Source organism: Phytobacter sp. RSE-02, assembly GCF_040578655.1.
Classification (GTDB): Bacteria; Pseudomonadota; Gammaproteobacteria; order Enterobacterales; family Enterobacteriaceae; genus Phytobacter; species Phytobacter diazotrophicus.
The window spans coordinates 59,200-81,513 of sequence record NZ_JBEULY010000018.1 but is presented as its reverse complement, the minus strand read 5'-3'; the positions used below and the strand labels follow the sequence as shown (position 1 = coordinate 81,513).

At 52.4% G+C, this 22,314-nt stretch carries 18 protein-coding genes and 7 tRNA genes; 2 read left to right on the top strand and 23 right to left on the bottom strand.

All coding sequences use genetic code 11. The annotated features are described in order from the left end of the window. Positions 1 to 151 precede the first annotated feature (151 nt). The 10 genes from rihA to miaB all read right to left on the bottom strand — a co-directional run bounded on the left by rihA (position 152) and on the right by miaB (position 10,664). Positions 152 to 1,093 carry a pyrimidine-specific ribonucleoside hydrolase RihA gene (gene rihA / locus ABU190_RS24230; protein WP_354692574.1) on the bottom strand — a complete coding sequence of 314 codons (942 nt, stop codon included), beginning with the start codon at positions 1,091 to 1,093 and terminating at the stop codon, positions 152 to 154. 118 nt (positions 1,094 to 1,211) lie between these two features. Further along, the gene (locus ABU190_RS24225) at positions 1,212 to 1,937 is read right to left on the bottom strand and encodes an amino acid ABC transporter ATP-binding protein (protein ID WP_041852126.1); all 726 of its coding nucleotides are present in this window, start codon (positions 1,935 to 1,937) and stop codon (positions 1,212 to 1,214) included. Beyond that, positions 1,937 to 2,611: a glutamate/aspartate ABC transporter permease GltK gene (gltK, locus tag ABU190_RS24220; protein ID WP_041852125.1), complete on the bottom strand. Its 675-nt coding sequence runs from the start codon at positions 2,609 to 2,611 to the stop codon at positions 1,937 to 1,939. The genes ABU190_RS24225 and gltK overlap by 1 nt, the downstream gene beginning before the upstream one ends. Next, positions 2,611 to 3,351, bottom strand: coding sequence for an amino acid ABC transporter permease (locus ABU190_RS24215; protein WP_041852124.1), 741 nt, complete (start codon positions 3,349 to 3,351; stop codon positions 2,611 to 2,613). Before ABU190_RS24215 ends, gltK begins: the two co-directional genes overlap by 1 nt. Positions 3,352 to 3,635: 284 nt before the next feature. Further along, positions 3,636 to 4,574 (bottom strand): amino acid ABC transporter substrate-binding protein, encoded by a 939-nt coding sequence (locus tag ABU190_RS24210; RefSeq protein ID WP_071193864.1) that lies wholly within the window; start codon positions 4,572 to 4,574, stop codon positions 3,636 to 3,638. 365 nt (positions 4,575 to 4,939) lie between these two features. After that, complete coding sequence (gene lnt / locus ABU190_RS24205) at positions 4,940 to 6,478, bottom strand: apolipoprotein N-acyltransferase (RefSeq protein WP_354692573.1); 1,539 nt, start codon at positions 6,476 to 6,478, stop codon at positions 4,940 to 4,942. A 5-nt stretch (positions 6,479 to 6,483) separates the two neighbouring features. Next, positions 6,484 to 7,359: a CNNM family magnesium/cobalt transport protein CorC gene (gene corC, locus ABU190_RS24200; RefSeq protein ID WP_041852121.1), complete on the bottom strand. Its 876-nt coding sequence runs from the start codon at positions 7,357 to 7,359 to the stop codon at positions 6,484 to 6,486. Positions 7,360 to 7,461: 102 nt separating this feature from the next. Continuing rightward, positions 7,462 to 7,929: an rRNA maturation RNase YbeY gene (gene ybeY / locus ABU190_RS24195; protein ID WP_296417719.1), complete on the bottom strand. Its 468-nt coding sequence runs from the start codon at positions 7,927 to 7,929 to the stop codon at positions 7,462 to 7,464. Further along, entirely contained in the window at positions 7,926 to 8,972 is a 1,047-nt protein-coding gene (locus ABU190_RS24190; RefSeq protein WP_041852119.1) for a PhoH family protein, read from the bottom strand. Before ABU190_RS24190 ends, ybeY begins: the two co-directional genes overlap by 4 nt. A 267-nt stretch (positions 8,973 to 9,239) precedes the next feature. Further along, the gene (miaB, locus tag ABU190_RS24185) at positions 9,240 to 10,664 is read right to left on the bottom strand and encodes a tRNA (N6-isopentenyl adenosine(37)-C2)-methylthiotransferase MiaB (RefSeq protein WP_354692572.1); all 1,425 of its coding nucleotides are present in this window, start codon (positions 10,662 to 10,664) and stop codon (positions 9,240 to 9,242) included. A gap of 146 nt (positions 10,665 to 10,810) precedes the next feature. Between miaB and ubiF the strand changes: the two genes are divergently transcribed. After that, the gene (gene ubiF, locus ABU190_RS24180) at positions 10,811 to 11,986 is read left to right on the top strand and encodes a 3-demethoxyubiquinol 3-hydroxylase (RefSeq protein WP_354692571.1); all 1,176 of its coding nucleotides are present in this window, start codon (positions 10,811 to 10,813) and stop codon (positions 11,984 to 11,986) included. Positions 11,987 to 11,990: 4 nt separating this feature from the next. On the opposite strand, the gene ABU190_RS24175 is transcribed toward ubiF, so the two are convergent. From ABU190_RS24175 to nagB, 13 genes are all read right to left on the bottom strand, one after another. Continuing rightward, positions 11,991 to 12,566, bottom strand: coding sequence for a hypothetical protein (locus ABU190_RS24175; protein WP_354692570.1), 576 nt, complete (start codon positions 12,564 to 12,566; stop codon positions 11,991 to 11,993). A gap of 147 nt (positions 12,567 to 12,713) precedes the next feature. Next, positions 12,714 to 12,787, bottom strand: a tRNA-Gln gene (locus tag ABU190_RS24170). A 77-nt stretch (positions 12,788 to 12,864) separates the two neighbouring features. Beyond that, positions 12,865 to 12,939, bottom strand: a tRNA-Gln gene (locus ABU190_RS24165). Positions 12,940 to 12,988: 49 nt separating this feature from the next. Beyond that, positions 12,989 to 13,065: transfer RNA gene (locus tag ABU190_RS24160), tRNA-Met, on the bottom strand. Between the two features lie 27 nt (positions 13,066 to 13,092). Continuing rightward, positions 13,093 to 13,167 (bottom strand) — tRNA-Gln (locus tag ABU190_RS24155). Positions 13,168 to 13,201: 34 nt separating this feature from the next. Continuing rightward, positions 13,202 to 13,276: transfer RNA gene (locus ABU190_RS24150), tRNA-Gln, on the bottom strand. 23 nt (positions 13,277 to 13,299) lie between these two features. After that, positions 13,300 to 13,384: transfer RNA gene (locus tag ABU190_RS24145), tRNA-Leu, on the bottom strand. Positions 13,385 to 13,393: 9 nt separating this feature from the next. Next, positions 13,394 to 13,470: transfer RNA gene (locus tag ABU190_RS24140), tRNA-Met, on the bottom strand. Between the two features lie 228 nt (positions 13,471 to 13,698). Continuing rightward, on the bottom strand, positions 13,699 to 15,363 hold the full coding sequence (gene asnB / locus ABU190_RS24135) for an asparagine synthase B (protein WP_108701801.1): 1,665 nt from the start codon (positions 15,361 to 15,363) through the stop codon (positions 13,699 to 13,701). 285 nt (positions 15,364 to 15,648) lie between these two features. Next, positions 15,649 to 16,401, bottom strand: coding sequence for an HAD-IIA family hydrolase (locus ABU190_RS24130; RefSeq protein WP_071193860.1), 753 nt, complete (start codon positions 16,399 to 16,401; stop codon positions 15,649 to 15,651). Positions 16,402 to 16,569: 168 nt separating this feature from the next. Further along, positions 16,570 to 17,790: an N-acetylglucosamine repressor gene (locus ABU190_RS24125; RefSeq protein ID WP_354692569.1), complete on the bottom strand. Its 1,221-nt coding sequence runs from the start codon at positions 17,788 to 17,790 to the stop codon at positions 16,570 to 16,572. A gap of 9 nt (positions 17,791 to 17,799) precedes the next feature. Beyond that, positions 17,800 to 18,948, bottom strand: a complete 1,149-nt coding sequence (gene nagA / locus ABU190_RS24120; RefSeq protein WP_354692568.1) for an N-acetylglucosamine-6-phosphate deacetylase — start codon at positions 18,946 to 18,948, stop codon at positions 17,800 to 17,802. 58 nt (positions 18,949 to 19,006) lie between these two features. After that, entirely contained in the window at positions 19,007 to 19,807 is an 801-nt protein-coding gene (gene nagB / locus ABU190_RS24115) for a glucosamine-6-phosphate deaminase (RefSeq protein ID WP_041852108.1), read from the bottom strand. A 318-nt stretch (positions 19,808 to 20,125) separates the two neighbouring features. On the opposite strand from nagB, the gene nagE reads away from it, so the two are divergent. Then, positions 20,126 to 22,150: an N-acetylglucosamine-specific PTS transporter subunit IIBC gene (nagE, locus tag ABU190_RS24110; protein WP_296417636.1), complete on the top strand. Its 2,025-nt coding sequence runs from the start codon at positions 20,126 to 20,128 to the stop codon at positions 22,148 to 22,150. The last annotated feature ends 164 nt before the right edge of the window (positions 22,151 to 22,314 follow it).

Here is a 22,314-nt window from a genome sequence, read left to right as displayed (position 1 = left end):
AACGTAATGACATGGTATCTCTCGCATCCCAGGGCATAAGTGACTCCATAAACGGGTTCTTATGCCTCAGTTGTAAGTGTCTACCATGTCCCCGAACAAGCGTTCACTATGTCTCCGGACCGTACAGTCGGAGAGGGGTGGGGGGAGGGCATCAGGCCGCACTGTAGAATGTCAGACGTTCTGCCAGTAAATCCACAAACCCTTCTCGCTCAACATCGACCATCACGGTGGCATTCGGTTTATTTCCCGTCAGGAAATAGTAATCCACCACCGTCATACCCTGGGTATATTTACCCTGCGTTTCTACCCCCACCCAGCGTTCTACGGTGGTGAAGAGGTCCGGTTTCAGCAGCCAGGCGATAGTACATGGGTCATGCAATGGCGCGCCAACAAATCCCCATTTTTCCTGTTTGTGGTACTCCATAAAAAAGTCGAGCAGTTCGGCCACAATGGTAGAGATAGGGTTGCCGATGGCACGGAAACGCGCAATGTCATCCGCGTGGATTTGCGCCCGATGCGTGACATCCAGACCTGCCATCACCACCGGAATGCCCGACTGGAAGACAATTTCGGCGGCTTCCGGGTCGACATAGATATTAAATTCCGCCGCAGGGGTCCAGTTACCAAGCGACATCGCGCCGCCCATGATCACAATACGATTGATTTTACTGTGCAGCTCCGGATGACTGTTTAGCAGCAGGGCTACGTTGGTTTGGGGGCCGGTGGAGACAATAGTGACCGGAACAGGGCTGTCACGTAGCACGGTCGCCATCAGGTCTACGGCGGTACAAGACAGGGGTGCAAAAGAGGGCTCCGGCAGGGCAGGACCGTCCAGACCGCTTTCGCCATGCACGTTGTCCGCGATAATAAGTTCACGCATCAGGGGCTTAATGGCGCCACCCGCCACCGGGATATCGCTACGATTGAGCAGGGTGAGCATGCGCAGCACATTACGCAGAGTCTTCTCCGGTGTCTGATTTCCCGCAGAGGAGGTGATGGCTTTTACGTCGAGTTCGGGTGAGGCGAGAGCAAGAACAATTGCGATTGCGTCATCATGACCAGGATCGCAATCAAGAATGATGGGCTGGACCATAGCAACTCCTTGTTAGCATTACTGTGCGACAAGGTTAAAACGTTGCTGTAAATCAGACGAGAAGTGAAACAGTAAAGCGTGATGAGACGCGCATTCTGGTGAATGCGCGTCGGAACGATTAATGCAGGATTTTGGCGAGGAAATCTTTCGCGCGTTCAGATTTCGGATTGGCGAAGAACTCTTCTTTCGCTGAATCTTCAACGATTTTCCCTTCATCCATAAAGATAACCCGGTGCGCCACCTTGCGGGCAAAACCCATTTCGTGAGTGACCACCATCATGGTCATCCCCTCATTAGCCAGTTCAACCATAACGTCCAGCACCTCGTTGATCATTTCCGGGTCAAGGGCAGATGTCGGTTCATCAAACAGCATCGCGACCGGATCCATACACAGCGCGCGGGCAATCGCCACACGCTGCTGCTGACCACCGGAAAGCTGCGCCGGAAATTTGTTGGCATGGGCAGACAAGCCAACGCGCTCTAACAGTTTCAGTCCTTTCTCGCGCGCAGCGGTTTTATCACGTTTAAGCACTTTGACCTGTGCCAGCGTCAGGTTCTCAATGATCGACAGATGCGGGAACAGTTCGAAATGCTGGAACACCATCCCGACATGAGAACGTAGTTTGGCCAGGTTGGTTTTTTTATCGTTCACGGTGGTGCCGTTGACGATAATTTCCCCTTTCTGCACGGGCTCAAGGCCGTTCACCGTTTTGATCAGGGTCGATTTGCCTGAACCGGATGGACCGCAAACGACCACCACTTCGCCTTTTTTCACTTCCGTGGAGCAGTCGGTCAGCACCTGAAAGTGACCATACCATTTAGAAACATTTTTCAGGGTAATCATTAAACTGTCCTTTTCTTCAAATAGCTGACCAACAACGATGCACTCAAGCTAATAGCAAAATAGACGGCACCGGCGAACAGGATCATTTCAACTTGTGTCCCGTCGCGTTCGCCAATGGTGGAGGCGGTACGGAAGAAGTCCGCGAGGCTTAATACGTAGACCAGCGAGGTATCCTGGAACAGGACAATCCCCTGGGTCAGAAGCAGTGGGACCATCGCCCGGAATGCCTGCGGCAGGATGATCAATTTCATCGACTGCCAGTGGGTCATGCCCAGCGCCAGCGCTGCACTTGACTGCCCGCGAGAGATACTCTGTATACCGGCACGGATGATCTCAGAATAGTAGGCGGCCTCAAACATTGAGAATGCCACCATTGCTGATATCAGGCGGATATCCGATTTTGGCGACAGACCCAGCACGTTTTGCAACAGTCCCGGCACAATCAGATAGAACCACAGCAGCACCATAACCAGTGGAATGGAGCGGAAGACGTTTACATAGGCTTTCGCAAACCAGGCGATGGGGGCAAAGCTGGACAGGCGCATTACCGCCAGCAGAGTCCCCCAGACAATCCCGACGATAATGGCCGTCACGGTAATCTTTAAGGTAATCACCAGTCCCGCCAGCAGATAAGGGATGGACGGGATGATTGAACTCCAGTCAAATTCGTACATTATTTGCCCCCCATATTGCCCGGCAGGCGAATTTTGCGTTCTACCAGATTCATCACCAACATAATGAAGGCGTTAATTAATACATACGCGACGGTAATCGCGGTGAAAGACTCCCAGGCGTGTGCGGAATAATCCAGCAGCTTACCGGCCTGTGCCGCCATATCCACCAGCCCGATAGTGGATGCGATGGCCGAGTTTTTTACGAGGTTCATCATCTCCGAGGTCATTGGTGGGACGATGACGCGATAGGCATTCGGCAACAGGACATAGCGGTACGTTTGCGGCAGCGTCAGCCCCATGGCGAGACCCGCGTTTTTCTGCCCGCGTGGTAACGACTGAATCGCCGCACGGACCTGCTCGCAGACGCGTGCAGCGGTGAACAAGCCAAGGCAGACCATCGAAGAGACAAAGAACTGGATATTGGGATCCAGTTCGGATTTGAACCACATGCCAATGTTTTCAGGCAGCAGTTCCGGTACCACCAGATACCAGGTAAAGAATTGCACGATCAGCGGGACGTTACGGAACAGCTCCACGTAGCAAGTACCGATACCGGACAGGATACGATTGGGAACGGTTCGCAGAATACCAAACAGAGAGCCCACCAGGAACGCGATGATCCAGGCAGTGATCGACAGCGCGATCGTGACCTGAAAACCGCTCCACAGCCAGCCGAGATAGGTTGTGTTGCCGAACGGGGCTTGTTGCAGGAAAATTCCCCAGTTCCAGTCTATGGACATAAATCTACTCCGGAAAAAAAAGGGTAGCAGCGCTACCCTCGAAGATTGTGCGAAGAGCTTGTGTTCGCGTCGAATGGGGAACGACCATTCAACGTATAGTCTGTCCGTGCTACTTCAACAATCGAGAGGGCTGGTTATCCCGCCCCTGACTACACTTCATCCACGATGCCGCTTTGTACGGGCTGCTTTGACCTACCCCGACCATAATATTTGGGGGCCTTTGGGGATCCGTTCAGTCGCAGCCCGGATACAGCATCAGTAAATGTGTGTATTCTTTTTGTTAATTAGTTCAGAGCCTTATCATTAGGTTCTTTGAACAGTGCTTTCATCTCATCAGAGAGTGCGAAATTGAGGTTCAGGTTTTTTGGCGGAATAGGGTTTTTGAACCATTTATCAAACCATTTTTCCGCTTCACCGGAGGTCTGCGCCTTAGCGATGGTGTCATCCATCAGCTTTTTGAACTCAGTATCGCCTTTACGCAGCATGCAGCCGTAAGCTTCCTGGGATTGCGGTTTGCCCACGATATCCCAGTTATCCGCTTTCTTCGCTTTCGCACGTTCACCCGCCAGCAGGGCGTCATCCATCATAAAGGCCACTGCACGACCGCTTTCCAGAGTACGGAAAGAGTCGCCATGGTCTTTGGCGCTGATAATGCGCATGTCCATTTTCTGTTCATCATTCAGCTTGTGCAGCAGGATCTCAGACGTTGTACCGGAAGTCACAACCACCGCTTTGCCTTTCAGATCCGGGAAGTCTTTAATGTCGCCGCCTTTTTTGACCAGAAGACGAGTACCGACCACAAAGATAGTGTCAGAGAATGCAGCCTGCTTCTGACGTTCCAGATTGTTGGTGGTCGAACCGCATTCGAAATCAAAGGTGCCGTTTTGCAGCAGCGGAATACGGTTTTGTGAGGTAATTGGAATCAATTTAACTTGCAGGTCAGGCTTATTGAGTTTTTTCTTCACGGCTTCAACGATAGCGTTGGAGTAGTCCTGAGAGTAACCCACAACTTTTTGCTCGTTGTCGTAATAGGAGAACGGTACGGAAGATTCACGGTGTCCGACCACGATCACGCCGTTTTTGGCAATTTTTTCCAGCGTGGGCTGTTGCGCTTCAGCCGGGGCGGCTGCCGCGTCGGCAGGTTTCGCCTCATCGGCGGCATGCGCCAGACCCGCAGACATTCCCATAACCAGCATTGCTGTGGCCAGTTTACGTAATTGCATATCCAACTCCTTTATCGTCGCGCCAGAGACGCATTGATACCCATTGTGAGTGTTGTGTTTGTTATATCCTGCTGCAAATGCGTGCAGTGTTGTATGCGTTTGTTAGCATTTAGTTTGGCTTAATGTAAAGATTTTGCTGCGGTATTGTTTGTTTTTGCGAAGTGTACCGCACCGTTTGAAGGCAAAAATCTCCCATTGCACCACTTTAGTGCTGTATGCGATCCGTCATAGTGCGTGCTATCCGCACATCGGGGAAAATCGCCGTTACATGGATTTATTTTGCAATTGATGTGCCAGAAATGGCATTTGAGGAAAAGAGGGTGAAAGCGCCCTCTCTGGTCAGAAAGAGGGCGCGGAAGGGGTAATCACTTGCGGCGTTGCCGCAGGCTCATGATCAGCGCGCCAAAACCAAGGAGCGCGGTCAGAACCCACAGAGGCCAATTACCCATGCGGGCATAAGGGGTCAGGCCGGATGTCGGGGTGACTTTGGTGGTCAGCACTTGCCGGGTGAACTGCGGGAGCATCGCCTGGATCTCACCGGTTGGCCCAATCACTGCCGTAATGCCGTTATTCGTGCTGCGCAGCAACGGACGCGCCAGTTCCAGCGAGCGCATCCGCGCCATCTGGAAGTGTTGCCACGGGCCGATCGATTTACCAAACCAGGCATCATTCGAGATGGTCAGCAGGAAATCAGTATCCGGGCGGAAATTATCTCGCACCTGCTCACCGAGGATAATTTCGTAGCAGATGGCCGGCGTCAGCTTATAACCGTGGGCAGACAGCGGAGGCTGGATGTATGGCCCGCGACTGAATGAAGACATGGGCAGATCAAAAAACGGAGCCAACGGGCGCAGGATAGATTCCAGCGGGACAAACTCACCAAAAGGTACCAGGTGATTTTTGTTATAGCGGTCGGTAGAGCTGTAGCTATAGGCGCTGTCTTTTCCAAGAGTGATGACGGTGTTGTAGGTGTCGTAACGGTTCTGCTGATTAAGACTCGCGTCCACAATTCCGGTGATAAGCGAACTGTCATTCTTGCGCAGCAAATCATCCATCATGCCCAGGAAACGCTGTTGATTGATTTCGAGATCAGAAATAGCAGATTCCGGCCAGATGATGAGCTGTGATTTGCCCAATTCCGGCTGGCTGGCATTGAGATAGATTTTCAGCGTATCCAGCAACTGACCTTCATCCCACTTGAGCGCCTGCGGGATATTGCCTTGTACCAGCGATACCTGCGTCGTTCTTTCCGGCAGCAACTGATACCACTGGATATAGCGCAGCGGGAAGGGCAGAACAAAGAGCACCAGCGCCACGATGAAAGGACGCCAGCAGCGTGTCGCCGCCGCGAGGACCAGTAAACCGCTTACTGACATCAACAGGAAGGTAATGGCATCAACGCCTAATATCGGCGCCAGCCCTTTCAGTGGCCCGTCAATCTGGCTGTAGCCAAACTGTAGCCAGGGAAAGCCCGTCAGCACCCAGCCGCGCAAAAACTCACTCAGTTGCCAGATGACCGGCGCCGCTACCGCGACGCGCAGCCAGGTTGTTTTGGGCCACAACCGGGAAAGCACGCCTGCGAACAGCCCGGTATAGAGCGAAAGGTAGGCGGCAAGCAGAACTACCAGAAAGACGTTTACCGGCCCGGGCATCCCACCGAATTGTGCGATGCTGACATAAACCCAGTGAATACCGGAGCCAAACAGACCGAGCCCCCAGAAATAACCTACCCAGGCGGCTTGCGCCGGACGCCGGTTAAGCGTGAGCGCTTGCAACCCCATAAGGGAAACAATTGCGGCAGGCCAGATATCATAAGGAGAAAAAGCCAGCGTTCCGCTGGCTCCGAAGAGTAGCGCCAGCAGCAAACGTACGCGCTGGCGTTCAAACAGTGGGGCAAATGCCATTTACATTACTCATCCAATTTCGGAACGGGGGAATCGTCCGGCATTCTTACATGAACCTGAATAATACGTCGACTGTCCGCCATGGCGACTTTAAATTGGTAACCATCAATATCAATGGATTCCCCACGCGCAGGCAGATGCCCGAAGGCCTGCATAACCAGACCACCAATAGTATCGACTTCGTCATCGCTAAAGTGGGTGCCGAAGGTTTCGTTGAAATCTTCGATAGACGCAAGGGCGCGCACGGTCCAGGTATGGCGGCTGAGCTGGCGGAAATCGATATCTTCTTCGTCGTCATATTCGTCTTCGATTTCGCCGACGATAAGTTCGAGAATATCTTCGATAGTGACAAGGCCCGAGACGCCGCCGAACTCGTCAATCACAATAGCCATGTGGTAACGCTGGGAGCGAAACTCTTTGAGCATCCGGTCAACTCGTTTGCTTTCCGGCACCACCACGGCCTGACGTAACACTTTTTCCATGCTGAAGGCTTCGGCATCGCTGCGCATAAACGGCAGCAAGTCTTTGGCCATCAAAATCCCTTCAATGTGATCCTTATCTTCGCTGATCACCGGAAAACGCGAGTGTGCAGACTCAATGATAACGTCGAGACATTCATCAAGGCTTTGGTTGCGTTTCAGGGTAATCATTTGCGAGCGGGGGATCATGATGTCGCGAACGCGCTGGTCGGCGATGTCCATTACCCCTTCGAGCATTTCGCGCGTATCCTGATCGATAAGCTCGTTCTGCCCGGAATCACGGATCAGCTCCAGTAACTCATCACGGTTTTTGGGTTCGCCGTGAAAAAGTTGGCTGAGTAAAAGGGAGAAGAATCCCTTCTTGTTGTTAATGTCGCTACTGTGTGAATTGTCGTCGCTCATGGCGTCGTTTGGGTTCTCATGTTAGTGGTTCTGTCGCCAGGACACGCAAACTCAGCGCCTGGCAGCATTTTCTGTCAGCACGGCAATGGGTTGCCGCACAGACTACTCCTTCTCGGAAATGTACGGATCCTCATACCCCAGAGCAAGCATTATCTCTGTTTCGAGTCCTTCCATCTCTTCGGCTTCGTCATCTTCAATATGGTCGTAGCCCAGCAGATGCAGGCTACCGTGAATCACCATATGCGCCCAGTGCGCATCAAGCGGTTTATCCTGTTCTTTGGCTTCCTGCTCAACCACCTGGCGGCAAATGATCAGATCGCCCAGCAGCGGCATTTCGATGCCCGGCGGCGCTTCAAACGGGAAAGAGAGCACATTTGTCGGCTTGTCTTTCCCACGGTAAGTCAGGTTTAACTCATGACTTTCCGCCTCATCCACCAGACGGATGGTCACTTCCGCTTCTTCCTGGAATTGCGGAATGACCGCGTCCAGCCAGCGCTGAAACTGTGCTTCTTCCGGCAAACCGCCGTTCTCTTCACATGCCAGCTGTAAATCGAGGATCACCTGACTCATTTTTGCTCCTGCTCCTGGGCTTCGCGTTTGCGTTCGGCCGCCTGTTCCGCCCGGCGTTTTTGATCCGCCTCTTCCCAGGCTTCGTAAGCATTCACGATGCGTGCGACAACAGGATGACGGACAACGTCTTCGCTATGGAAAAAGTTAAAACTGATTTCTTCGACTTCCGCCAGTACTTCAATGGCGTGGCGCAAGCCGGATTTAACATTGCGTGGCAGGTCAATCTGCGTCACGTCACCGGTGATGACCGCTTTGGAGTTAAAGCCAATACGGGTCAGGAACATCTTCATCTGTTCGATGGTGGTGTTCTGGCTTTCATCAAGAATGATAAAAGCGTCATTCAGCGTGCGACCACGCATATAGGCCAGCGGCGCAACTTCAATGACATTACGCTCAATCAGCTTCTCAACTTTCTCAAAGCCGAGCATCTCGAACAGCGCGTCGTAGAGCGGTCGCAGGTAGGGGTCCACTTTCTGGCTTAAATCACCCGGCAGGAAGCCCAGTTTTTCCCCGGCTTCCACGGCTGGACGGGTCAGCAGAATACGGCGAACGTCCTGACGTTCCAGCGCATCCACCGCCGCGGCAACCGCCAGATACGTTTTACCTGTACCTGCCGGCCCCACGCCAAAAGTGATGTCATGATCAAGAATATTGGCGATGTACTGCGCCTGATTTGGCGTACGGGGTTTAATCACGCCGCGTTTAGTTTTGATATTGACCGCTTTTCCATACTCCGGCACGCTCTCCGCGCTCTGTTCAAGCACGCGGGCTTCTTTGATAGCCAGATGGATCTGTTCCGGTTCGATATCCTGAGTTTGCCCACGCATGGGGGCCGTATCGACATAGAGGCTGAGCAAAATATCTGCAGCAGCGTTCACGCAAAGGGTACGTCCGGTGAGTTTGAAGTGATTATCGCGACGGTTAATCTCGATGCCCAGTCGCCGTTCCAACTGTTTGATATTGTCATCAAACGGTCCGCACAGGCTCAGCAGGCGAGCATTGTCAGCGGGTGTCAGGGTAATTTCACGGGTATCTATGTTCAAACTGTTCCTCTTATTCAGATAGTGCCGAATGGAGCCTGGCTAACACAGCCTGAGGCCGTCAGCCTTATAGAGAATTATTCACGCCATGGAATAAAGGCGCAAGCATTGCGATGGATATAAGGGCGGGAAGGGGAAATGCAAGGGCTGCTCAGTCATACTCAGCCACAGATTCGTGGTTTTGCACGCGCTCCGGTCGCATCATCATCTCTGCGACCGGGCACTTGCCTGCTGTCTTTCTGCAACGTTGAGCAGCCAGAACCGTGAAGATTAAGGCTGGTAGAGACCAACGCCGATATCATTCTCTTTACGGGTACGGACGATGACCGATTCTGGTGACTGCGCTATGCGCAGGCCCATTTCGTCTTCGGTACGCACCACTTTACCGCGCAGGGAGTTTGTCCAGACGTCGGTGATTTCCACGTCAACGAATTTCCCGATCATCTCCGGTCTGCCTTCGAAGTTCACCACGCGGTTATTTTCGGTACGGCCTGACAGCTCCATGATGCTCTTACGGGACGTCCCCTCCACCAGGATGCGCTGAGTCGTGCCGATCATCCGGCGGCTCCAGGCCATTGCCTGCTGGTTGATACGTTCCTGCAGAATATACAGGCGCTGCTTTTTATCCTCTTCCGGTACATCATCTACCATATCGGCCGCAGGCGTTCCCGGACGGGCGGAGAAGATAAAGCTGTAACTCATATCGAAATTCACATCGGCAATCAGCTTCATGGTCTGCTCGAAGTCCTGGGTCGTTTCGCCAGGGAAGCCAACGATAAAGTCAGAGCTGATCTGAATGTCCGGACGCGCGGCACGCAGTTTGCGGATGATCGCTTTGTATTCCAGCGCGGTATGGGTACGGCCCATCAGGTTCAGTACGCGGTCAGAACCACTTTGTACCGGCAGATGCAGGAAACTCACCAGCTCCGGCGTATCGCGGTAGACATCAATAATATCGTCGGTGAATTCGATAGGGTGGCTGGTGGTAAAACGAATACGGTCAATACCGTCAATCGCCGCCACCAGACGCAGCAGATCGGCGAAGGAACCGGTGCTTCCGTCGTAATTCTCACCGCGCCAGGCGTTGACGTTTTGGCCCAGCAGGTTAACTTCACGTACGCCTTGTGCCGCCAGTTGCGCGATTTCAAACAGGATATCGTCACACGGACGGCTCACCTCTTCGCCACGGGTGTAGGGCACGACACAGTAAGTGCAGTACTTATTACAGCCTTCCATGATGGAGACAAAGGCGGTCGGGCCTTCGGCTTTCGGTTCCGGCAGGCGGTCGAATTTTTCGATTTCCGGGAAGCTGATATCCACCACCGGGCTGCGATTGCCGCGTACGGAGTTGATCATTTCCGGCAGACGGTGCAGCGTTTGCGGTCCAAAAATAATGTCAACATAGTGGGCACGCTGGCGAATATGGTCGCCTTCCTGAGATGCGACGCAACCGCCGACACCAATGATCAGGTCTGGATTTTTTTCCTTTAATAATTTCCAGCGCCCCAACTGGTGGAAGACTTTCTCTTGCGCCTTCTCGCGGATTGAGCAGGTATTAAGCAGCAGCACATCTGCTTCTTCGGCCACTTCGGTGAGTTGATACCCGTGAGTGGCATCCAGCAGATCGGCCATCTTCGATGAATCGTACTCGTTCATCTGACAGCCCCAGGTTTTGATGTGGAGTTTTTTTGTCATCGACTTGCTCATGCTTTGTTTAATGGCCCAATGCAGGGCGCGTATTGTAATGCTTTGGTCGCGTGCTGACCAGTATGACGCTTGTCAGACTCAAGATGTAAAAAATCCGGTAAACTTAGGAGATTCTCGTTTAAGGATAATAGGCCATGATAAATCAATCTACTGAGGTCGCGGTTGTCGGCGGCGGAATGGTCGGCGGGGCGCTGGCGTTGGGTTTAGCGCAGCAGGGTTTTAGTGTCACGGTCATTGAACAACATGCGCCGCCTGCCTTTGATGTGACGGCACAACCGGATGTGCGTATTTCGGCGATTAGCGCCTCCTCCGTAACGCTGCTCCAGACGCTGGGCGTCTGGGATGCGGTTCAGGCGATGCGTTGTCACCCATGGGAACGGCTGGAGACCTGGGAGTGGGAAAACGCGCATGTCGTCTTCGACGCGCGTGAGTTAAAACTGCCGTTGCTTGGCTATATGGTCGAAAACAATGTCTTGCAGCGCGCGCTGTGGGAAGCGCTGGAGCGCCACCCACTGGTAACGCTGCGCGTACCTGCGGCGCTCAGTACGATGCGACAGAACGATGAGTACCACGAACTGACATTTGAAGATGGCGACACGCTTTCGGCGAAGCTGGTGATTGGTGCTGATGGGGGAAATTCCCGGGTGCGCCAGTGTGCCGGTATCGGCATTCACGCCTGGCAATATCAGCAATCCTGCATGTTGATCACTGTAGAGTGTGAGCACGCGCCCGGGGAGAGTACCTGGCAGCACTTTACCCCCAATGGTCCGCATGCTTTCCTGCCGTTATTTGACTACTGGGCATCGCTGGTCTGGTACGACACACCTGCCCGTATTCGTCAGTTGCAATCGTTAAACATGGTGCAGTTACAGAAAGAGATCGCGGCACATTTTCCATCCCGACTGGGACATGTTATGCCCGTCGCTGCTGGAGCGTTCCCGCTTGCGCGCCGCCACGCACTGCAATATGTACGTCCAGGGCTCGCGCTGGTGGGGGATGCAGCGCATACCATCCATCCGCTGGCGGGGCAGGGGGTAAACCTCGGCTATCGCGATGTAGACTGCCTTTTAGACGTGCTGACAAGGGCGCGCAGCCACGGTGAAGACTGGGCAAGCCTTTCGGTGCTCAAACGCTATCAGACACGCCGTATGGCGGATAATTTTATTATGCAAAGTGGCATGGACTTGTTCCATGCCGGGTTCAGTAACGATCTGGGCCCGGTACGCGTGCTGCGTAATATCGGTTTGATGGCGGCGGAACGGGCTGGCGTACTCAAACGCCAGGCGCTGAAATATGCGTTAGGACTGTAAGCTATCATTTGACCGTTATCAGAATACTGAGCCCTGGTTTGCCCTTAAAAGCGGCTTCATACCAGGGCGATTCTGCTGATTGTAATCGCACCTCATACCGGCGGGTAAAAACGGTAACCAAAGAGGCTATCGTGGAATAAGCGGTTTTAACCAGGATGGCGAATATCAGGAAGATGACCAGCAATGTCCCCCCGGTGTAATCGTTGTTGGCAATGTCGAGATACAGAACGTAAAAAATCAGCACATGCAGAATGAGCTTACAGATCAGTGAGCGTAAATAGAATCGGTGCAAAGCCTCAGGGTTCTTAAAGGCGATTTCTTCCAGGTTGTGGCGTGTCTCCTGTACCGGAATGCCTGGAAGATAAACAATCCACTCAGAAACGCGCTCCTTTAGCCTAAGCCTGTTGTTGCCGCTCAGGATGTGTATCCTCATACACAGCGCAACCGGGTAGCCTATGCCAAAAAGGAGAAGATAGACTACCCCGGCACTCACACCCACAAAGACGGATGAGGAGATCAGCAGTGCCGTAAAAAATGTCAAAGGTTTGAGGAATGCATACCAGCAAAATTGGTAGTTCATAGAACTGCGCCTTGATAAGTCTTTATTTGACAATAGCTTATCTGTTTTGGACCATGAATGAAGGCCGCAGGCAATTTTTCGGAATTGATAAAAGTCGTGGGGGAGAAAAGCAAAAAGCCCACCGAAGCGAGCTTTTTGCTTTTTATGTGGCTGGGGTACAAGGATTCGAACCTCGGATGGCGGAATCAGAATCCGCTGCCTTACCGCTTGGCGATACCCCAATAGGCGTGAAATTTTACGCGTTAATCATAAAACTTCAACCTTTGCGTCTACCCGAAGGCAAACGACTTTTTGAAATTGGCTGGGGTACGAGGATTCGAACCTCGGAATGGTGGAATCAGAATCCACTGCCTTACCGCTTGGCGATACCCCAACAATTTTTTACTAAGGTTAATGTTCTTATGAACATCAGCCTTTGAATATGGTGGCTACTACGGGAATCGAACCTGTGACCCCAGCATTATGAGTGCTGTGCTCTAACCAGCTGAGCTAAGTAGCCAAATTTTACTGCAAACCAGTCACCGACTGGCTGGGGTACCTGGATTCGAACCAGGGAATGCCGGTATCAAAAACCGGTGCCTTACCGCTTGGCGATACCCCAATACCGTCGCGGTGAACCGCAAACATCAAAAATATGGCTGGGGTACCTGGATTCGAACCAGGGAATGCCGGTATCAAAAACCGGTGCCTTACCGCTTGGCGATACCCCATCCGTGCAACGCTTATTGGTGAATGGTGCGGGAGGCGAGACTTGAACTCGCACACCTTGCGGCGCCAGAACCTAAATCTGGTGCGTCTACCAATTTCGCCACTCCCGCAAAAAAAGATGGTGGCTACTACGGGAATCGAACCTGTGACCCCAGCATTATGAGTGCTGTGCTCTAACCAGCTGAGCTAAGTAGCCATCTTTTTTTCGCGTTACCTTATCGGCGTTGCGGGGCGCATTATGCGTATTGGGCCTGACAGCGTCAATACCTTTTTCATCGAAAATTGCCGGAATGTGACTGTTTGGTTAGGTTGCGAACAGCGTGACGCATAATTCGGCAATTATTGGTTATTTATCGATTTTGTATAGCAAAACATATGCAGAAATAAAAAAAGGCCCCGCAGGGCCTTTAACGATAACAATCGCTTATTTGTAAGCGGACTGGTGTACGCCAACCGCACGACCTGATGGATCGTTCATGGATTTGAATGATTCATCCCACTCGATTGCTTTTGCAGATGAGCATGCCACAGACGGGCCGCCAGGCACACATTCAGCGGCGCTGGGTACCGGGAACAGCTCTTCAAAGATTTCACGGTACAGATACGCTTCTTTCGAGCTCGGCGTGTTGTACGGGAAACGGTAGCTGGCTGTCGCCAGTTGTTGATCGCTAACCTGCTGTGCCGCTACTTCTTTGAGTGTATCGATCCAACTGTAACCTACGCCGTCAGAGAACTGCTCTTTCTGACGCCATGCAACGCTCGCCGGCAGATAGGATTCGAAACATTCGCGCAGGACGTGTTTTTCCATTTTGCCGTTGCCGCACATTTTATCCTGCGGGTTGATGCGCATCGCTACATCGAGGAATTTCTTATCCAGGAACGGCACGCGCGCTTCTACGCCCCAGGCGGACATCGCTTTGTTAGCACGCGCGCAGTCGAACATGTGCAGCGCCTGCAGCTTACGTACGGTCTCTTCATGCAGCTCTTTGGCATTCGGCGCTTTATGGAAATAGAGGTAGCCGCCGAATACTTCGTCAGAACCTTCGCCAGACAGTACCATCTTGATGCCCATCGCTTTGATTTTACGGGACATCAGATACATCGGTGTAGAGGCGCGAATGGTGGTCACATCGTAGGTCTCGATGTGATAAATCACGTCACGAATCGCGTCCAGACCTTCCTGTACGGTAAAGTGGATTTCGTGGTGAACCGTACCCAGATGGTTTGCCACTTCCTGCGCCGCTTTCAGGTCCGGAGCTCCTTTCAGGCCCACAGCAAAGGAGTGCAATTGCGGCCACCAGGCCTCAGAGCGTTCCTGATCTTCCACACGGCGTGCGGCGAATTTTTTGGTAATAGCGGAAATGACAGAAGAGTCCAGACCGCCCGAGAGCAGAACGCCATACGGCACATCTGACATCAGGTGACTTTTCACAGATTCTTCAAGCGCCTGACGCAGTTCGTTTTTGTCAGTGACGTTATCTTTCACTGCCTCATAGTCGAACCAGTCACGCTGATAGTAAGAACGGATTTCACCGTCTTTGCTCCACAGATAGCTGCCCGCCGGGAACTCTTTGATGGTACGGCACACAGGGACCAGCGCTTTCATTTCGGAAGCAACATAAAAGTTACCGTGCTCATCATGGCCCATATACAGCGGGATAATGCCAATGTGGTCACGACCAATCAGATAAGCGTCTTTTTCGCTGTCATACAGGGCGAAAGCGAACATACCTTGCAGATCGTCGAGGAATTCTGGGCCTTTTTCCTGATACAGCGCGAGGATAACTTCACAGTCAGAACCGGTCTGGAACTGGTAGCGATCGCCATATTCCGCACGCAGAGCCTGGTGGTTGTAGATTTCGCCGTTAACGGCCAGCGCATGTGTTTTTTTCTCGTTGTACAGCGGCTGGGCACCCGCATTGACGTCAACAATAGACAGACGCTCATGGGCAAGAATCGCTTTATCGCTGGCATAAACGCCAGACCAGTCCGGGCCGCGGTGGCGCATCAGGCGGGATAATTCGAGCGCTTTTTTACGCAGCTCAACCGCGTCGGTTTTAATATCCAGTACGCCAAAAATAGAACACATAGACTTCTCCGTTACTTTAAGGCAATGCAGTGTTGTGTGAGTGCAGACGCCGCGTCATCGCGTTGTCTTATTGCTTGTTTAAGAAAATGCCGCAAAGGTGTGACGCGCGCAAGCGTTTTACAGCCTTGAAAGTAAAAAGCGCAATGGCGATTGCCGAATGCTGAAAAAAGAACATGAATTGAGCTGAGCTATTGATGAATTCTCAGTTTTCAGCGCATTTTATTAAACGGTCTGTTTTTTATTGGTGCGGAAAATGAAAAACCACGTCCGGGGACGTGGTTTCGTTTAAAAAATGTCGATTTCAGCAACCGAAGGGTAAATCCATGAAGGACGGAACGGCATGCTGTCGATATCATCCAGCGTTGATACGCCAGAGAGCACCAGGATAGTCTCCAGACCCGCCTGGAAGCCCGCAAGAATGTCGGTACGCAAATTGTCGCCGACAATCACCGTCTGCTCTGAATGCGCCTGCATAGTATTGAGCGCGGCGCGGATAATCCACGGACTCGGCTTGCCGACGTAGAAAGGCTCGCGGCCGGAGATTTTTTCAATACCGGCGCACAGCGCGCCGCAGCCAGGGTAGTAACCGCGTCCGTGGGTGTCCGGGTTGGTGGCAATAAAGCGCGCACCGTTGGCGACGAAAAAGGCCGCCTTATGCATCATTTCCCAGTTGTAGGAACGCGTTTCGCCCACGATAACAAAATCCGGGTTGATATCCGTAATGGTAAACCCGGCTTTATAGAGTTCGTGAATCAATGCGCCTTCACCGACTACGTAAGCTTTTTTCCCTTCCTGACGTTTAAGGAAGTCAGCCGTCGCCATCGCAGAGGTATAAAAGACACTGGCTGGTGCATCTATACCTGCAGAGGCAAAGCGGTTAGCCAAATCCTGCCCCGTCTGGGAAGGGTAGTTGGTGAGCAGCACCAGCGGCATCCCTTTTTCCAGGATTCGATGAATAAACTCCGCTGCGCCCGGCACGGCGACATTATCGTGCATCAACACGCCGTCAATATCACAGATTACGTTCTGAATGGTCATGGACTACCCGGTAAAAAAAGAGAAGCAATAACTATAACCGTCATACTTCAACTTGCCTATGCGTTGGTGACGTTTGCGCGGCCCGGTCACTTATCTCAGTAAGTTCCTGAGCACTTATGCGCTTGCCGCCTTTATGCAATTCGAGTTATTTAGGGTATCTAAACCCTGTCAGCTTTCCAGCAAGCGTTGCAGCAGCATGCCGTTGAGCATGGCGCGTTTCACCAGGGCAAAAGCGCCTATCGCCGAGCGATGGTCAAGGGTGGATCGCACCACCGGAAGATTTTTACGGAATGCTTTGAGCGACTGGGTGTTAATGCAACCTTCAATAGCAGGCAGCAACACTTTCTCCGCTTCAACAATTTCCCCGGCGATGACCACTTTCTGCGGATTGAAGAGGTTAATGGCAATGGCGATGGTTTTACCCAGATGGCGACCGACGTACTCAATCACTTCGCACGCCAGCGCGTCGCCTTTATTTGCGGCTTTACAGATATTTTTTATCGTGCAGTCATCCAGCGTTACGCGGCTTTGGTAGCCCTGTTCCAGCAGATGTCTTACGCGTTGTTCAATGGCGGCATTGGCGGCGATGGTTTCCAGACAGCCAAAGTTACCGCAATGACATCGCTCGCCGAGGGGTTCTACCTGGATGTGACCAATTTCACCCACATTACCGTTGCGACCGATAAAAATGCGCTCGTTAGAGATGATTCCTGCCCCGGTACCGCGATGAACACGCACCAGGATGGAGTCCTCACAGTCCTGACTTGCCCCAAAATAGTGCTCTGCAAGGGCCAGACTGCGGATATCGTGACCGACGAAACAGGTTAATTTGAAACGTTTTTCCAGCGCGTCCACCAGCCCCCAGTTCTCAACCTGAATATGCGGCATATACCGAATGACGCCGCTTTCCGGGTCGACAAGGCCTGGTAAAATGACCGAGATGGCGATCAGTTCGCGAATCTTACGCTGATTGCTTTCGATAAAGGCGCTGATGGTGTTCAGCAACGCGTGCTCCAGCGTTTCCTGGGTCCGCTCCGGCAGAGGATAATGCTCTTCCGCCAGCACTTTGCTGCTCAGATCATAAAGGGTGAGGGTGGTATCGGAACGTCCAAGACGCACACCAATAGCCTGAAAATTGCGGGTTTCGGTAATGATAGAGATAGCGCGGCGGCCCCCGGTGGAGGCCTGCTGATCAACTTCTTTGATCAGGCCGCGTTCAATAAGCTGACGCGTGATTTTTGTCACGCTGGCGGGCGCAAGCTGGCTCTGCTCGGCAATTTGAATACGCGAAATAGGGCCAAGTTGATCAATCAGGCGGTAAACCGCCGCACTGTTAAGTTGTTTAACGAGATCAACGTTACCAATCTGAGCTTGTCCGCCTGCTGTCATACCTTTTATTTACTCGATGACGACCTCGTTACCATTAACGATAGTCTTGATTATTTTATAATCGTGCGTGAAGGCGGTCAGGTTCGCGACCTTACCCGGGGCAATGCTGCCGAGCTGCCCGTCGACGCCTATCGCGCGAGCCGGGTACAAGGTTGCCATGCGCAGTACTTCATCCAGCGCAATACCCACATGCTCGACCAGGTTCCGAACCCCTTCAATCATTGTCAGGGAGGAGCCACTCAGCGTACCGTTTTCATCCACACACAGTCCGTTACGGTAGTATATTGTTTTACCAGCAAAAATGAACTGGTCAATATCTGCCCCTGCAGGCGCTGTTGCATCTGTAACTAAACAGAGTTTGTCGCCTTTCAGGCGTTTCGCATTACGGACATTAACGTAATCGACATGCAGCCCATCTGCAATGATCCCGCAATAAACATCGGCATCATCCAGTACCGCGCCCGCCAGACCCGGTTCACGCCCGGTGATGTACGGCATCGCATTGTATAAATGCGTCGCAAACGTGATGCCTGCGCGGAAACCGGCTTTCGCTTCTTTTAATGTCGCGTTCGAGTGGCCTGCTGACACCACAATACCCGCCGCAGCCAGCTTGCTGATAACCTCAGTACCGGCCATTTCCGGTGCCAGCGTCACTTTGGTGATGACGTCAGCATTGGCGCAGAGATAATCCACCAGTTCGGCATCCGGTTTGCGGACAAATTTCGGGTTATGGGTGCCTTTTTTTACGATATTGAGCCACGGCCCTTCGAGGTGCAAACCAAGCGCCTGATGTGCATGTTTCGCCAGATAATCACGCATCACCTGAATGCCTTGTTTCATCAGGTCATCGCTGGTGGTGATAAGCGTCGGCAGAAAACTTGTGCAGCCTGATTTTTCATTGGCGCGCTGCATGATTTCCAGCGTTTCAATACTCACGGCTTCGGGGGTGTCGTTGAACTGCACACCACCGCAACCATTCAGTTGTACATCAATAAAACCGGGGGTCAGCGTTGCGCCATTGAGATCACGCTGCTCGATAGTGGGCGGCAGCTCAGCCAAAGGGCAGAGACGATCAATCAGGCCATCCGCGACAATCAGCGCGTGGTCATCCAAAATTTCATGGCCGGTGAAAATCCGGCAATGGGTTAAAGCATACATAACGACCCCCGGTTAACAAATGGGTGTCGTCCCGCTGGGTTTGCGGAACGAAACACAATTACAGACCTTTAATATTTTCCGCTTCTAATTCATTGAAATATTTCAATGTCTTAACTTTCAGTTCCATCGTAGACGGCTCGTCGCACACCATCACTGCTTTCGGGTGCAGTTGCAGACAGCTAATGGTCCACATATGGTTCACGTTACCTTCTACGGCCGCCTGCAAAGCCTGCGCTTTCTGGCTTCCCAGTACCAGAATCATCACTTCTTCTGCATCGAGCAGCGTACCCACGCCCACGGTCAGTGCGTATTTCGGCACCTGATTAACGTCGCCGTCGAAGAAACGGGAATTGGCCACGCGGGTGTCATGGGTCAGCGTTTTAATACGGGTACGAGAAGCCAGCGAAGATGCGGGCTCGTTGAAGGCGATGTGACCATCGTTGCCAACGCCGCCCATAAACAGGTGAATTTTGCCATAGGAACGGATTTTTTCTTCGTATTGGCGGCATTCTGCGTCAATATCCGGCGCATTGCCATCCAGGAGGTTAATATTTTCCGCCGGAATATCAACGTGATCGAAAAAGTTACGGTGCATAAAGCTGTGATAGCTTTCCGGGTGCTCCTTCGGCAGACCGACATATTCGTCCATATTGAACGTGACAACATGTTTAAAACTAACCTGGCCCGCTTTGTGCATTTCAACTAATGCTTTGTAGGCGGTAAGAGGCGTGCCACCGGTTGGCAGGCCAAGCAGGAACGGACGATCCGCTGTAGGTTTAAATGCATTGATGCGATTGACGATATGGCGGGCCGCCCATTTACCGACTTGTTCAGCTGTTGCCAGAGGAATCAGTCTCATTGTTCACCTCTAAGTTGATTAAAGTTAGCGGATTGCGTTCCAGTGCAGTGTAAAGCGTAACTCAGTTTCGCTCCCTATGGGGGCAATCCGTCTTGATTTTTTGAATGATAAAATAAGTTTTGCTGGTTAGCCAGCAAAGAGGAGGTCAAATAACGATATTTGGTGATTAAAATCACAAAAAAGGTGCTTTTAATTTGCGAGACGAATTAATTTTCAACACACTCTCAATGTAATGAAAAATGGCCGTGTTTTCAGGGTTAGTCAGACAATAAAAAGACTGTTTCTAAGGGCTCCGGTGGGGTTCAAAGGGGGAATAACGTGAATCTTTTAGGTTACTTGCAAAAGGTTGGTCGCGCGCTCATGGTGCCGGTCGCCACGCTGCCTGCCGCAGCGATTCTGATGGGGGTCGGTTACTGGATCGACCCGGTAGGCTGGGGTGGATCTAACGCGCTGGCGGCGTTCTTCATTCAATCTGGTTCTGCCATTATCGATAACATGGGCGTGCTGTTCGCCGTGGGTGTTGCTTATGGTATGTCCAAAGACAAAGACGGTGCTGCTGCACTGGCCGGCTTTGTGGGTTTCCTTGTATTGACGACGCTGTGCTCGCCAGCCGCTGTCGCTATGATCCAGAAAATCCCAGCCGATCAAGTTCCTGCCGCGTTTGGCAAGATCAAAAACCAGTTCGTTGGGATCATGGTCGGTATCATTGCCGCGGAACTGTATAACCGCTTTAGCAGCGTCGAGCTGCCGAAAGCGCTCTCCTTCTTTAGCGGCCGTCGTCTGGTGCCGATCCTGACCTCTTTTGTCATGATCGCTGTCGCGTTCATCATGATGTTTATCTGGCCGGTAGTCTTCAGTGGTCTGGTTGGCTTCGGTGAGCACATTCAGAAACTGGGTTCTGTCGGTGCGGGCGTCTACGCCTTCTTCAACCGTCTGTTGATTCCGGTAGGGCTGCACCATGCGCTGAACTCCGTATTCTGGTTTGACGTTGCCGGTATTAACGACATTCCTAACTTCCTGGGCGGCGCGCAGTCTATTGAAGCAGGCAAAGCGGTTGTTGGGGTTACGGGTCGTTACCAGGCGGGCTTCTTCCCGATCATGATGTTTGGTCTGCCAGGTGCCGCGCTGGCGATTTACCACTGCGCGCGTCCGGAAAATAAAGCCAAAGTCCTTGGTATTATGATGGCAGGCGCCTTTGCTGCCTTCTTTACAGGTATCACTGAACCGCTGGAATTCTCCTTCATGTTCGTGGCACCGGTGCTGTACTTCATTCACGCTGTGCTGACCGGGATTTCTGTCTTTATCGCCGCGACTATGCAGTGGATTGCCGGCTTTGGCTTTAGTGCCGGTCTGGTGGATATGGTGCTTTCGTCCCGTAACCCGCTGGCCGTACACTGGTACATGCTGATTCTGCAAGGCCTGGTGTTCTTTGTTATCTACTACGTGGTGTTCCGTTTCACTATCCTGAAATTCAACCTGTTGACCCCGGGTCGTGAACTGGCGGTTGCCGGTGACGAAGCGGATGGCCAGGATGTGAATGTCAGCACGGCTTCCGAGCAGGATGTGACCGGCCTGGCGCGTCAGTATATTGCCGCTGTTGGGGGTTCCGCGAACCTGACCGGTATCGATGCCTGCATCACACGTCTGCGTCTGAGCGTGAAAGACTCTTCCCTGGTCAACGAAGCGCTGGCTAAACGTCTGGGTGCGAGCGGGGTTATTCGTTTGAATAAAACCGGCGTACAGGTGATTGTGGGTTTTGCGGCCGAAAAAATTGCTAATGCGATGAAAACGGCGGGCGACGTTCCGGCGGCAGGTGCTGCGGCTCCGGCCCCGGCAGCCGGCAGCGCGCCTAAACCGCAGGCAGTGCCGAACGTTAGCGCGGCGGTGATTGCGGAACTGGTCTCTCCGGTGACCGGGCAGGTCGTTTCTCTGGATGAAGTGCCGGATGAAGCGTTTGCCAGCAAAGCCGTTGGCGATGGCGTAGCGGTAAAACCGACAGAGAAAACGGTTGTTGCACCGGCAGCGGGTACCATCGTGAAAATCTTCAATACCAACCACGCGTTCTGCCTGGAAACTGAAAAAGGCGCGGAAATCGTTGTTCATATGGGCATCGACACCGTTGCGCTGGGTGGCCAGGGCTTCACGCGTCTTGTCGAAGAGGGGGCAACCGTTACGGCGGGTCAGCCAATCCTGGAAATGGATCTGGAATATCTGAACGCCAATGCCCGTTCTATGATTAGCCCGGTGGTATGTAGCAATATTGATGATTTCTCTGGTCTGGTTATCAAAGCACAAGGTTCCGTTGTGGCAGGGCAAACGCCGCTGTACGACATCAAAGGCTAATGATGTAATCTGAACCAGCAATAGCCATAAGCGGCAGGGGATCTTCCTCTGCCGCTTTTTTTTGCATGAATTAAAGTATTCCGTTTTGTGTCTATTTTCCGTAACTAAAGGTTGTCTCTGAGGGCGGCTTATAAGATCATGTGCCGTTATATGTTGTTTACGCC

What these genes read in the sequence shown, in the direction of transcription:
- rihA (WP_354692574.1), bottom strand. Translation starts at nt 1,093, where the DNA reads ATGGTCCAGCCCATCATTCTTGATTGCGATCCTGGTCATGATGACGCA.
- ABU190_RS24225 (WP_041852126.1), bottom strand. Translation starts at nt 1,937, where the DNA reads ATGATTACCCTGAAAAATGTTTCTAAATGGTATGGTCACTTTCAGGTG.
- gltK (WP_041852125.1), bottom strand. Translation starts at nt 2,611, where the DNA reads ATGTACGAATTTGACTGGAGTTCAATCATCCCGTCCATCCCTTATCTG.
- ABU190_RS24215 (WP_041852124.1), bottom strand. Translation starts at nt 3,351, where the DNA reads ATGTCCATAGACTGGAACTGGGGAATTTTCCTGCAACAAGCCCCGTTC.
- ABU190_RS24210 (WP_071193864.1), bottom strand. Translation starts at nt 4,574, where the DNA reads ATGCAATTACGTAAACTGGCCACAGCAATGCTGGTTATGGGAATGTCT.
- lnt (WP_354692573.1), bottom strand. Translation starts at nt 6,478, where the DNA reads ATGGCATTTGCCCCACTGTTTGAACGCCAGCGCGTACGTTTGCTGCTG.
- corC (WP_041852121.1), bottom strand. Translation starts at nt 7,359, where the DNA reads ATGAGCGACGACAATTCACACAGTAGCGACATTAACAACAAGAAGGGA.
- ybeY (WP_296417719.1), bottom strand. Translation starts at nt 7,929, where the DNA reads ATGAGTCAGGTGATCCTCGATTTACAGCTGGCATGTGAAGAGAACGGC.
- miaB (WP_354692572.1), bottom strand. Translation starts at nt 10,664, where the DNA reads ATGACAAAAAAACTCCACATCAAAACCTGGGGCTGTCAGATGAACGAG.
- ubiF (WP_354692571.1), top strand. Translation starts at nt 10,811, where the DNA reads ATGATAAATCAATCTACTGAGGTCGCGGTTGTCGGCGGCGGAATGGTC.
- ABU190_RS24175 (WP_354692570.1), bottom strand. Translation starts at nt 12,566, where the DNA reads ATGAACTACCAATTTTGCTGGTATGCATTCCTCAAACCTTTGACATTT.
- asnB (WP_108701801.1), bottom strand. Translation starts at nt 15,363, where the DNA reads ATGTGTTCTATTTTTGGCGTACTGGATATTAAAACCGACGCGGTTGAG.
- ABU190_RS24130 (WP_071193860.1), bottom strand. Translation starts at nt 16,401, where the DNA reads ATGACCATTCAGAACGTAATCTGTGATATTGACGGCGTGTTGATGCAC.
- ABU190_RS24125 (WP_354692569.1), bottom strand. Translation starts at nt 17,790, where the DNA reads ATGACAGCAGGCGGACAAGCTCAGATTGGTAACGTTGATCTCGTTAAA.
- nagA (WP_354692568.1), bottom strand. Translation starts at nt 18,948, where the DNA reads ATGTATGCTTTAACCCATTGCCGGATTTTCACCGGCCATGAAATTTTG.
- nagB (WP_041852108.1), bottom strand. Translation starts at nt 19,807, where the DNA reads ATGAGACTGATTCCTCTGGCAACAGCTGAACAAGTCGGTAAATGGGCG.